Annotated in this window: 10 protein-coding genes; 3 read left to right on the top strand and 7 right to left on the bottom strand. The window is 57.3% G+C overall.

Annotated features, from left to right (window positions below; all coding sequences use genetic code 11):
- The first annotated feature begins 4 nt into the window (after window positions 1–4).
- Window positions 5–415 carry a YbhQ family protein gene (locus QE396_RS10015; protein WP_014169230.1) on the top strand — a complete coding sequence of 137 codons (411 nt, stop codon included), beginning with the start codon at window positions 5–7 and terminating at the stop codon, window positions 413–415.
- Here the strand turns inward: QE396_RS10015 and QE396_RS10010 are convergent.
- The 5 genes from QE396_RS10010 to cecR are packed head-to-tail and all read right to left on the bottom strand — an operon-like array spanning window position 377 to window position 6,017.
- Entirely contained in the window at window positions 377–1,483 is a 1,107-nt protein-coding gene (locus QE396_RS10010) for an ABC transporter permease (RefSeq protein WP_014169231.1), read from the bottom strand. The genes QE396_RS10015 and QE396_RS10010 overlap by 39 nt on opposite strands.
- A gap of 9 nt (window positions 1,484–1,492) precedes the next feature.
- Window positions 1,493–2,626 (bottom strand): ABC transporter permease, encoded by a 1,134-nt coding sequence (locus QE396_RS10005; protein ID WP_020884927.1) that lies wholly within the window; start codon window positions 2,624–2,626, stop codon window positions 1,493–1,495.
- Complete coding sequence (locus QE396_RS10000; RefSeq protein ID WP_309950911.1) at window positions 2,616–4,355, bottom strand: ATP-binding cassette domain-containing protein; 1,740 nt, start codon at window positions 4,353–4,355, stop codon at window positions 2,616–2,618. Before QE396_RS10000 ends, QE396_RS10005 begins: the two co-directional genes overlap by 11 nt.
- Window positions 4,348–5,343, bottom strand: a complete 996-nt coding sequence (hlyD, locus tag QE396_RS09995) for a secretion protein HlyD (protein WP_309950908.1) — start codon at window positions 5,341–5,343, stop codon at window positions 4,348–4,350. Before hlyD ends, QE396_RS10000 begins: the two co-directional genes overlap by 8 nt.
- On the bottom strand, window positions 5,340–6,017 hold the full coding sequence (gene cecR / locus QE396_RS09990) for a transcriptional regulator CecR (protein ID WP_014169235.1): 678 nt from the start codon (window positions 6,015–6,017) through the stop codon (window positions 5,340–5,342). Before cecR ends, hlyD begins: the two co-directional genes overlap by 4 nt.
- Before the next feature lie 237 nt (window positions 6,018–6,254).
- On the opposite strand from cecR, the gene rhlE reads away from it, so the two are divergent.
- A complete protein-coding gene (gene rhlE, locus QE396_RS09985) occupies window positions 6,255–7,643 on the top strand; it encodes an ATP-dependent RNA helicase RhlE (RefSeq protein ID WP_309950904.1) in 1,389 nt (462 codons plus the stop codon).
- Window positions 7,644–7,739: 96 nt separating this feature from the next.
- Window positions 7,740–9,917, top strand: a complete 2,178-nt coding sequence (gene dinG, locus QE396_RS09980) for an ATP-dependent DNA helicase DinG (protein ID WP_020884923.1) — start codon at window positions 7,740–7,742, stop codon at window positions 9,915–9,917.
- On the opposite strand, the gene QE396_RS09975 is transcribed toward dinG, so the two are convergent.
- Both QE396_RS09975 and QE396_RS09970 read right to left on the bottom strand, forming a co-directional pair.
- On the bottom strand, window positions 9,904–10,407 hold the full coding sequence (locus QE396_RS09975; RefSeq protein WP_309950901.1) for a fimbrial protein: 504 nt from the start codon (window positions 10,405–10,407) through the stop codon (window positions 9,904–9,906). The genes dinG and QE396_RS09975 overlap by 14 nt on opposite strands.
- A gap of 5 nt (window positions 10,408–10,412) precedes the next feature.
- Window positions 10,413–11,402 (bottom strand): fimbrial protein, encoded by a 990-nt coding sequence (locus tag QE396_RS09970; protein ID WP_153852459.1) that lies wholly within the window; start codon window positions 11,400–11,402, stop codon window positions 10,413–10,415.
- Between the last annotated feature and the right edge of the window lie 18 nt (window positions 11,403–11,420).

The raw sequence follows: 11,420 nt of genomic DNA, 5'->3' as shown, positions 1-11,420 counted from the left end.
AGCCATGAAGTGGCAACAACGCGTTCGTGTCGCAACTGGCCTGAGTTGCTGGCAGATAATGTTGCATTTACTGGTCGTGGCCGTACTGGTGATGGGCTGGATGAGCGGCACGCTGGTGCGGGTCGGCTTAGGGCTATGCGTCCTCTATGGCGTCACCGTACTGTCGATGCTGTTTTTACAGCGCCACCACGAAGCACGCTGGCGTGAGGTGGGTGATGTGCTCGAAGAGCTCACCACCACCTGGTACTTTGGTGCGGCGATGATTGTGCTTTGGTTGCTGTCGCGTGTGCTGCAAAACAACCTGCTGCTGGCCCTGGCCGGTCTGGCAATCCTCGCAGGGCCTGCCGTGGTCTCGTTACTGACCAAAGAGAAAAAGCTACGCGATGTTTCGTCTAAACATCACGTACGCCACTGAGCCCGTCGTGGCCGCTATGATCAGTAGCGGCCACAAACTTCCCCAGACAATGTCAAGACTCGCATCCTTCAGATAGATCTGCTTGGTGATATCCGTGAAGTGCCGAATTGGGTTTATCCACGTCAAATCCTGTAACCATACCGGCATGTTCTCGACGGGCGAGACGTAGCCCGAAAGCAAAATCGCCGGCATCATAAAGACGAACACGCCAATAAATGCCTGCTGCTGGGTAGAGCAGAGCGCGGAAATCAGCAGTCCAAAGCCGACCAGCGACAGCCCGTAAATCACCATCGTGAAGTAGAACAGCGCCAGCGAACCGGCGAACGGGATCTGGTAGGCCCATATTCCCACGCCCAGCACGATGGTGGCCTGGAAGGTCGCGACAATCAGCGCCGGAACCGCTTTGCCGACGAAAATTTGCCATGTTGCGAGCGGGGAAACCAGCAGCTGATCGAGCGTCCCCTGTTCGCGCTCACGGGCGACGGAGAGCGACGTTACGATCATCACTCCGATGGTGGTGATCATGGCGATCAGCGATGGCACCACGAACCATTTATAATCCAGATTCGGGTTATACCAGTTGCGCACCACCAGCTCGCTGTTGTTGGGTTTCGGTTTCCCGTCCATCAACTCCTGTTGGTAATCTTTCACCACCTGCTGAAGATAGTTGGCTGCAATCTGGGCGCTGTTGGAGTTGCGCCCGTCGAGGATTAACTGCATTGGTGCCGTCTGGAAGGTATCCAGGTTGCGGGAAAAATCGGCCGGAAAACGCACCAGCAATAACGCTTTTTGCGTATCGATGGTGGGCTGGATCTCCTGCGGGCTTTTCAGCAGCAGGATGTGGGTAAAAGCCTTCGCGCGGGCGAAACGCTGCGTCAATTCGACGGAATGTTTGCCGTTATCTTCGTTATAGATAGCAATGGTGGCGTTAGTCACCTCCAGCGTGGCGGCAAACGGGAAGAGCAACACCTGAAGCAACACCGGTAATACCAGAATGGCGCGCGTCTGCGGCTCGCGCAGCAGCGACTGCAGCTCTTTGCGTATCAATGTCCATAAACGGTGAAACATGTTTGCTCCTTAATCCAGACGCCGTTTGGTCTTTATCCACGTCAGCCCAATAAACATCGTTGCCGATGCCAGCAAAAACAGCGTGTTGATGATCAGCACCACCGGAATATTCCCCGCCAGGAACAGGCTTTGCAGCGTACTCACGAAGTAGCGCGCCGGAATAATGTAGGTCACGGCACGGATCACGGCGGGCATGCTGTCTATCTGGAAAATAAACCCGGACAGCATAATCGACGGCAAAAAGGCGGCGTTCAGGGCCACCTGAGCGGCGTTGAACTGGTTACGGGTGATGGTGGAGATAAGCAGCCCCATCCCGAGGGTGCTCAGTAAAAACAGACTGGTGATAAAGAAGAGCACCACCAGCGATCCGCGGTACGGCACGCCGAGGATAAACACCGAGACCAGCATGCAGAGCAGCATCGCCAGCATGCCGAGGAAGTAGTAGGGGATAAGCTTACAGAGCAGCAGTTCAACCCGTGTGACCTCGGTAGACAGCAGCGCTTCCATGGTGCCGCGTTCCCACTCGCGGGCAATCACCAGCGAGGTCAAAATGGCGCCAATAACCGTCATGATGATGGTCACCGCACCCGGGATAATAAAATGCTGGCTAATGGCCGCAGGGTTAAACCAGTAGCGCGTCTGCACGTCGATCAGCGGTTCGAAGGTTTCCCCGCGATCTTCGGCGCGCTGCATTTGCCACAGCTGCCAGATGCCCTCCACATAGCCTTGTACAAAGTTTGCGGTGTTTGGCTCGCTGCCGTCGGTGATCACCTGCACCGGCGCACTGGCATCGGTGCGCGCCATATTGGCGGCAAAATCCACCGGGATCACCACCAGCCCGCGTATCTTCCCGGCCTGCATCATCTGGATTAGCGCCTGCCGGTTGTCGCTGATGGTGGCGTCAATGTAAGGGGAGCCGGTCATGGTGTGGGTGAAATCAAGCGCCTCTTCGCTCTGCTGCTCCAGCAAAATCCCGACCCGCAGTTTGCTGGAGTCGAGGTTGATCCCGTAGCCAAAGATAAAGAGCAGCAGCAGGGGGATCACCACAGCGATCAGCCAGCTGCTGGGGTCACGCACGATCTGGCGCGTCTCTTTGATACACAACGCACGCACCCTGCGCCACGAAATGGCGTTATTGCGCATGGGCATTCTCCTTATCCCAGTCGTGGATGAGGGTAATAAACGCCTGTTCCATGGTCGGGTCCGGCACCTCATCATCGGCGGCCTGTTCTTTCAGGTCGTCCGGCGTACCGTGGGCAATCAGCTTGCCGCGATACACCAGCCCGATGCGGTCGCAGTATTCCGCCTCATCCATAAAGTGGGTGGTTACCATGACCGTGACCCCTTTCTCCACCATGCTGTTAATATGCAGCCAGAACTCGCGGCGGGTGAGGGGGTCAACGCCGGACGTCGGCTCATCGAGAAACAGGATATCGGGCTCATGCATTAATGAGCAGGCCAGCGCCAGCCGCTGCTTGAAGCCGAGCGGCAGTTCGTCGGTGGCATGGGAAGCAATGCCCGTCAGGCCAAAGGCCTCGCTCATGCGGTGGATTTTCTCGTTCTGCGCGCGGCCCCGCAGGCCGTACACACCGGAGAAAAAGCGCAGGTTCTGCTCGACCGTCAGGTTGCCATACAGTGAGAATTTCTGCGCCATATAGCCCAGATGCTGACGCGCCTTGCCGGAGCTGACCTTCAGGTCCATGTCGAGCACCAGCGCTTTCCCCGAGGTCGGTACCAGCAGGCCGCACATCATCTTAAAAGTGGTCGATTTCCCGGCGCCGTTTGGCCCGAGCAGGCCAAAAATCTCACCGCGTTTCACCGCGAAATTGACGTTATCGGTGGCGGCAAAATCCCCAAACTTTTTGGTGAGGGATTTGGCTTCAATCACCGTTTCACCCGGCGTGCCTTCAACCGTGTGCAGGATCGCGGCGAGGGGGGATTCTGATGTCCCTGCGCCGCCGAGCAGATCGATAAACGCATCTTCAAAGCGTGGCGCGGTCTCCTCCATCTCAATTTCAGGCATTCCCGGTGCACGGCGTATATCGTCCGCGGTCGCCTCTTTCGTGAGGATCACGCGCACCGAACGGCCCTGAATCATTCCGTCGCTGACCTGAGGTAGCTTCAGCACCCGCTGCAGCAGCTGACGGTTGGAGGCCTGGGCGCTGTGCAACAGGAAGCTGCGTCCAGCCATGCTCTGCGTCAGCGTGGTCGGCTCGCCCTGATAAAGCAGCTCACCTTCGTTCATCAGCAGAACGTCACGGCACTGTTCCGCTTCATCAAGGTACGAGGTGCTCCAGAGGATCAGCATCCCATCGCCGGCTAACTCATGCACCATCTGCCACAGCTCGCGGCGCGAAATCGGGTCGACGCCCACGCCAGGTTCATCGAGCAAGAGAACCTTCGGCTCGCCCACCAGCGTACAGGCCAGCCCCAGCTTCTGTTTCATCCCGCCGGAGAGCTTGCCCGCCAGCCGGTCGGTGAAGGGGCCAAGCGAGGTAAATTCCAGCAAACGGGCAAAGGTCTTCTGACGGGCTTCGCCAGTGACGCTGCGCAGGTCAGCATACAGATTGAGGTTTTCCATCACCGTCAGGTCTTCATACAGACCAAACTTCTGCGGCATATAGCCCAGCATGGCATGGAGCGCGCCATCGTCTTTAATCGGGTCGAGTCCGAGCACGCTGGCGGTTCCTTCATCGGGCTTTAACAAACCCGCCAGCATCCGCATCAGCGTTGTTTTGCCTGCGCCGTCCGGGCCAACCAGCCCGGTCACATAGCCTTTCTGAATGGTACAGTTCAGCGGGGCGACGGCAGGTTTTGCCATCCCCGCGAAGCGTTTGACCAGATTGTTGAGCTGAATAACCGCGTCATTCATGTCGTTCCCCGTCGCTGACTTTTACGGTGACAGGCATGCCCTGACGCAGCGCGTCGTCGGCATCGGTCACGATGATGCGCAGGCGATAAACCAGGTCGGTACGCAGATCCGGCGTTTCAACCGTTTTGGGTGTGAATTCAGCCGTCGGTGACACAAAGCCAACTTTGCCATGATACGGTTTATCCGGCCGACCGTCGGTGTAGAGCAGCAGCTCGCGGCCCGGCTGCATCTGGCCGAGGTTAGGCTCATCAATGTAGGCGCGCACCCATACCGGACGCGTCAGAGAAAGCGTCAGGACGGTGCTCCCCGCACTTAACATGCTGCCCGGCTCCACGGCGCGGGTCATCAGCGTGCCGTCAGACGGGGCAATGAGCGTGGTGTCGTGCAGATCCAGTTCCGCCTGCGCCAGCTGCGCCTGCGCCTGTTCCAGGCTGGCTTTTGCCTGCGCGATGTCCTGCGGGCGGTTACCGGTGTGGTACTGGCTTAATTTATCCTGGGCGGATTTCAGCGTCGCCTGGGCCTGGTCGCGGGAGGAGCGGGCGTTTTCCAGGTCGTTGGCAGAAATGGTGCGGCTTTTCCACAGGCCCTGCTGACGAGCATAGAAGTTTTGTGCGTAGTCATAGGCGGCCTGCGCCTGTTTGACCGCGGCGGCTGCCTGAGCAATCTCTTCGTCACGGTAGCCGGCCAGCATCAGGTCATATTGCGCCTGCGCCACGGAAACGCCTGCTTTCGCCTGAATCAGCGCGTTCTCGTACGGGGCCTTGTCGAGCATCCCCAGCATCTGACCGGTTTTGATGGTATCGCCTTCATCAACGGTGAGGGAGGCCAGGCGCCCCCCGACGCGGAAACTCATATTCACGGTGCGAATATCGACGTTACCGTACAGCGTCAGGCCTCTGTCCTGGTGACTTTGATACCACAGCCAGCCGCCGATACCTGCGGCAAGCAGAACAACGACCACCAGAATGATGGCGACAGGTTTTTTCATGACTTCAGGCTCCTTTGCGTTAAGCCTTGCAGGATCAGATCGAGATGACAGGTGATGACCTGGCTAATCTGCGCGGCTTTATCCTCATCAAATTGTGTCCAGCCGGTGCGTAACAGGATCGTTTCGCGCCCAAGACGGAAGGCGAGAATTTCACCCAGCAGGGCGTGGGTATGCAAAATAGTCTCGGTATCGTCGGCGTCTCGTCCGGTATAGGCCGCGATCAGCCGGGTCAGGTGCGTATGCATCGGGGCAATCACCTGATCGTGCACTCGCTGGTAAGCCGCCGTAGGGGAGAGCTGCTCACGGGAGATGAACTTACTCAGGCTCAGCGTCTCGTCGTGGGTCAGCAGGCGAATCATATTGTCGCAGGCGCTGATAATCAGCTGCCTGATGGCGGCGCGATCCGGTGACGGCTGGCTCAATAGCCCGCTGGCCTCTTCAACGTGTGGCCGAAAATGGTTACCGATAAAGTCGGCGATCCACTGGGCACAGGCGAGGTACAAATCTTCTTTTGAGCCAAAATAGTAGGTGATAGCCGCAATGTTTTGCCCGGCCTGCGCCGCGATGTCCCGCGTGGTGGCATGCAGACCATATTCGCCAAACTGCGCCAGCGCGGCGGCAATAAGCTGGTTTTTGGCCTGTTCACCTTTCGATGTCGTTGGGGTCGTATTCATGGCGGTTTTAAAAATTAATCAATCGATTGATTAACATTATGCCCGGTTGCCCTTTTTGTCCAGTGACCACACGGCGGGAAATCTTTCGTCAACGCAGCGCCGCGGGATATTTTATGCGCCACGTCACAAAACCTGCTACACTCCGCTGCTTCACGACATTGTGGTTTTTGTCCTTCCCTATTCGTTATATCTCCCTGAAAACTACACCTGTGATGGTCGGGGCGGTTCGGAGTTTTTATGTCTTTTGATTCCCTTGGCCTGAACCCTGAAATTTTGCGCGCTATCGCAGAGCAGGGCTACGTCGAGCCAACCCCAATCCAGCAGCAGGCTATTCCGGCCGTTCTGCAGGGCCGCGACCTGATGGCCAGCGCCCAGACCGGTACCGGTAAGACCGCGGGTTTTACCCTGCCGCTGTTAGAGTTGCTGGTAAAAAATCAGCCGCACGCCAAAGGACGTCGTCCGGTGCGTGCCCTGATCCTCACCCCAACGCGTGAGCTGGCGGCCCAGATTGGTGAGAACGTGCGTGAGTACAGCCGCTATCTCAACATTCGCTCGCTGGTGGTTTTCGGTGGAGTAAGCATTAACCCGCAGATGATGAAGCTGCGCGGTGGCGTGGACGTGCTGGTGGCAACGCCGGGTCGTCTGTTGGATCTTGAGCACCAGAATGCCCTGAAGCTTGATAGCATCGAAATCCTGGTGCTGGACGAAGCTGACCGCATGCTGGATATGGGCTTTATCCACGACATTCGTCGCGTGCTGGCTAAGCTGCCATCGCGTCGTCAGAACCTGCTGTTCTCTGCCACCTTCTCTGATGAGATCAAGGCGCTGGCGGAAAAACTGCTGCATAACCCGCTGGAAGTGGAAGTGGCGCGCCGCAACACCGCCTCTGAGCAAATTACCCAGCACGTGCACTTCGTTGATAAAAAGCGTAAGCGGGAACTGCTCTCCCATATGATTGGTCAGGGCAACTGGCAGCAGGTGCTGGTCTTTACCCGTACCAAGCACGGCGCTAACCATCTGGCGGAACAGCTGAATAAAGACGGTATCCGCAGCGCGGCGATCCACGGTAACAAAAGCCAGGGGGCACGTACCCGCGCGCTGGCTGAATTTAAATCCGGTGACATTCGCGTCCTGGTTGCGACCGACATTGCTGCCCGCGGTCTGGATATTGAAGAGCTGCCGCACGTCGTAAACTACGAGCTGCCAAACGTACCGGAAGACTATGTTCACCGTATCGGTCGTACCGGTCGAGCGGCGGCAACCGGTGAAGCGCTCTCGCTGGTGTGTGTGGATGAACACAAACTGCTGCGTGATATCGAACGTCTGCTGAGAAAAGAGATCCCGCGCATCGAAACCCCGGGCTATGACGTGGACCCGTCCATCAAGGCGGAGCCTATTCAGAATGGCCGTCAGGGCGGCGGCGGTGGTCGTGGTCAGGGTGGCGGGGGGCGCAGTCAGCAGCCGCGTCGTTCTGAAGGCGGCGCACCGAAAGCCGCGGGCAAACCTCCGCGTCGTAATACAGAGGCTAAGCCAGGCGGTGAAAGCCCATGGCGTAGCGGCGAGGGGAAACCGGCAGGGGAAGGGCAGCGCCGACGCCGCCCGCGTAAACCTGCTAACCCGCAGTAATCTGGAAGCCCGGTCGTAAAGCCGGGCTTTTCTTTTGCGGCAGCGGAAAGAAAGTGCCACAATAGTGGCTGTTTATACAGTATTTCAGGTCCTCCGATGGCTTTAACCGCGGCGCTCAAAGCGCAAATTGGCGCCTGGTATAAGGCGCTACAACAGCAGATCCCCGATTTTATCCCCCGAGCGCCTCAGCGGCAGATGATTGCTGATGTGGCAAAAACGCTCTCCGGGGACGACGGACGACATCTGGCGATTGAAGCCCCGACGGGTGTCGGGAAAACCCTTTCGTATTTAATCCCGGGCATTGCCATTGCGCGGGAAGAGCAAAAAACGCTGGTGGTCAGCACCGCTAACGTGGCCCTGCAGGATCAAATCTTCAGTAAAGACCTGCCGCTGCTGCGCAAAATCATCCCTGAACTGCGATTTACAGCCGCCTTTGGCCGCGGGCGTTATGTGTGTCCGCGCAATCTCGCGGCTCTCGCCAGCAGTGAGCCCTCTCAGCAGGATCTGCTGGCCTTCCTGGATGATGAACTGACGCCGAACAACAAAGCGGAACAGGAGCAGTGCGCGAAGCTAAAAACCGAGCTCGACAGCTACAAGTGGGACGGCCTTCGCGATCACACCAGCCATGCCATCAGCGATGATTTGTGGCGCAGGCTCAGCACCGATAAAGCCAGTTGCCTTAACCGCAACTGCCACTACTACCGCGAGTGCCCGTTCTTTGTCGCACGGCGGGAGATTCAGGAAGCGGAGGTGGTTGTCGCTAACCACGCGCTGGTCATGGCCGCGCTGGAGAGTGAGGCCGTCCTGCCGGAGCCCAAAAACCTGCTGCTGGTGCTCGATGAAGGCCACCATTTGCCCGATGTGGCGCGGGATGCGCTGGAGATGAGCGCCGAAATCACCGCGCCGTGGTTCCGCCTGCAGCTGGATCTGTTCTGCAAGCTGGTGGCGACCTGTATGGAGCAGTTCCGCCCGAAAACCACGCCGCCGCTGGCGGTGCCCGAGCGGCTGAGCGAACATTGCGAAGCGGTCTACAGCCTTATTGCTTCCCTGAATAACATCCTCAATCTTTATCTCCCGGCGACCCAGGAAGCAGAGCATCGCTTTGCGATGGGAGAGCTGCCCGACGAGGTGATGGAGATCTGCCAGCAGCTGGCGAAGCACCTTGAAAAGCTGCGCGGGCTGGCGGAGATGTTCTTAAACGATCTCAGTGAGAAAACCGGTAGCCACGACGTGGTGCGTTTGCACCGCATTCTGCTGCAGATGAACCGTGCGTTGGGCATGTTCGAAGCCCAGAGCAAGCTCTGGCGTCTGGCCTCGATGGCGCAGGCGTCCGGTGCGCCGGTCACCAAATGGGCAACCCGTGACGTGAAAGACGGGCAGGCGCACCTGTTTTTCCACTGCGTGGGGATTCGTGTTGCCGATCAGCTGGAAAAGCTTATCTGGCGCAGCGTGCCGCACGTGGTAGTGACTTCCGCGACGTTGCGTTCCCTGAACAGTTTCTCCCGTTTACAGGAGATGAGCGGGCTGAAAGAGAAAGCCGGCGACCGTTTTGTGGCGCTGGATTCGCCGTTTAACCACTGTGAACAGGGCAAGCTGGTCATTCCGCGCATGAAGTATGAGCCGCTTATCGACAACGAAGAACAGCACATTGCCGAAATGGCAGCGTATTTCCGCGAGCAGCTGGAGAGTGAAAAATATCCCGGCATGCTGGTCCTGTTTGCCAGTGGAAGGGCGATGCAGCGTTTTCTGGAGCACGTTACCGACCTGCGATTACTGTTGCTGGTGCAGGGCGATCAGCCCCGCTACCGGCTGGTAGAGCTGCACCGCAAACGCATTGATAACGGGGAACGTAGCGTGCTGATCGGGCTGCAGTCATTCGCGGAGGGGCTGGATCTGAAGGGGGATTACCTGACGCAGGTGCATATCCATAAAATCGCCTTCCCGCCCATCGACAGCCCGGTCGTCATCACCGAAGGTGAATGGCTCAAAAGCCTCAATCGCTATCCGTTCGAGGTCCAAAGCTTACCTGCGGCATCGTTTAATCTGATTCAGCAGGTGGGGCGTCTCATCCGTAGCCACAGCTGCTGGGGAGAGGTGGTGATTTATGACAAACGTCTGCTCACCAAAAATTACGGCCAGCGGTTACTCAACGCTCTGCCTGTTTTTCCGATTGAACAGCCAGACGTGCCCGACGTTAAAAAACGTCCGGCAAAACCTGCCGCCGGGCGGCGTAAAAGCGTCCGTACGAAGGGGCGCGGGCCTACTGGTAAGTAAAGGTCACCTGGACCACGCTGTTAAACGTTCCGGCGGTGACGGGCAATGCGCTGGCATAATAGCGGGCAGCCAGAGGAAACGTTGCCGTGTGGTCCGCTGAGTTAACCGGAACGTTAAAGGCTGCCTGCGGGGCAATGAGTATATTGTCCTGGCGGTCTGCCAGTTCCAGAGCCAACCCTTTCGCACTGCCGATATTGGCGAATTTTGTCGGGTGCGTACTGTCGGCCTGACCATAGAAAAAGGCGGTCGCCAGCGCAAGTGTGTGAGGACAATGTGAGACCGAGAGCGTAAAGTCTTTCCACGCGCCGGTATCGCCCACATTTTTAAAATCCCCTGATACCGCCTGGCCTAAATCCACCGTCAGGTTGCGGCTGGCGCTGTCAATAATGCAGGTGTTGGCGTAAATATTGCCTGTCATCTGGATCTGAATATCGTCCGCCTGTGCCCGGGCAATCAAGCCGAGAATCAGGATCGCAAGTGTCTTTTTCATGTTGGTCACTTATAAGCCAGAGTGATCGTCGCCACGGTATTGGCCGGCCCCGGTGTCACCACGTTGCTGACCTGTTCGTAACGAACCTCGAACGGTATTCGCAGGGTTTCGTTGGCGATGGCCTGGCTTCGGGTGCTGACATAGGTGTCAAAGGTGGCGAGATGGTCATCAAAGAGCATTCTCACGCCCACGCCGGTTGCCATTCCGTTCTGCTGAGTCAATTTGATCACCCCTTCGAATGCCGTTTCGTAGCCGTTTGCGCTGGTCACCTTTAGCTCAGGCTGGACGGTGCTGTCGCAATTAATCGTGACGTCAAAGTTTTGTGCAGGGCTGGATAGCAACCCGATACTGATAAAATCACTGACGGGAAAATCGCCCAGGTTCACGGTGAGATTTTTAGGCAGGACAGAGCAGGTAACCGTTTCGAGATTCACATTGCCCGCATAGGAAATCGTATTAGGATCGCTGATGCCTTCATGCTGATAAACCCCGACACCAAATTTAGACTCCGCCTGAGAAAGCGAACCTGATTTGACCGTATTGCTCGTTTTCACCAGTTCCAGCGTGACATTAAAGTTAAAGGCCTCAGTAATGTCGTTGGAGACATAGCCCAGCGGCGTGCCGCTTGAATTACAGTACATTCCCCCGGCACCGGTAATTCGCTGGCCTTTGTCATTCATCAGCGCTACGCCAATTCCTTCCAGCCCTGATTCATACACCCCAGAAAGACCGGGGATCTCCAGACCTGCGCCGTAATAGCACGCAACAATCGGAAGCCCGAAGTCAGAAGGGTTATAGCAGTTGCCCGCCACGTGAACGATCTGCTCGGTGCCCGGAATGGTGGCACCTACCGGCAACGTGCTCGAGACGGATACGGAGGCCACATTAATCTGTTTTGGCAGATCGGAGGAGGTACAGAGCGCGTTAGCATGTGGCATAAATAACGCGGCGGCTCCCAGAACCAGGAAGAAAAAGCACTGTTTAATCATTTGCATAATGGTTTGCCTGAACGG

The organism is Enterobacter sp. SORGH_AS_0287 (assembly GCF_031453695.1).
Lineage (GTDB): Bacteria > Pseudomonadota > Gammaproteobacteria > Enterobacterales > Enterobacteriaceae > Enterobacter > Enterobacter ludwigii.
This window is presented reverse-complemented; position numbering and strand designations above follow the sequence as displayed.

Bases quoted from the DNA above. Each gene is read 5' to 3' on its own strand.
- hlyD (WP_309950908.1), bottom strand. From the start codon at position 5,343: ATGAAAAAACCTGTCGCCATCATTCTGGTGGTCGTTGTTCTGCTTGCC.
- QE396_RS10000 (WP_309950911.1), bottom strand. From the start codon at position 4,355: ATGAATGACGCGGTTATTCAGCTCAACAATCTGGTCAAACGCTTCGCG.
- QE396_RS10005 (WP_020884927.1), bottom strand. From the start codon at position 2,626: ATGCGCAATAACGCCATTTCGTGGCGCAGGGTGCGTGCGTTGTGTATC.
- rhlE (WP_309950904.1), top strand. From the start codon at position 6,255: ATGTCTTTTGATTCCCTTGGCCTGAACCCTGAAATTTTGCGCGCTATC.
- QE396_RS09970 (WP_153852459.1), bottom strand. From the start codon at position 11,402: ATGCAAATGATTAAACAGTGCTTTTTCTTCCTGGTTCTGGGAGCCGCC.
- cecR (WP_014169235.1), bottom strand. From the start codon at position 6,017: ATGAATACGACCCCAACGACATCGAAAGGTGAACAGGCCAAAAACCAG.
- dinG (WP_020884923.1), top strand. From the start codon at position 7,740: ATGGCTTTAACCGCGGCGCTCAAAGCGCAAATTGGCGCCTGGTATAAG.
- QE396_RS10010 (WP_014169231.1), bottom strand. From the start codon at position 1,483: ATGTTTCACCGTTTATGGACATTGATACGCAAAGAGCTGCAGTCGCTG.
- QE396_RS09975 (WP_309950901.1), bottom strand. From the start codon at position 10,407: ATGAAAAAGACACTTGCGATCCTGATTCTCGGCTTGATTGCCCGGGCA.
- QE396_RS10015 (WP_014169230.1), top strand. From the start codon at position 5: ATGAAGTGGCAACAACGCGTTCGTGTCGCAACTGGCCTGAGTTGCTGG.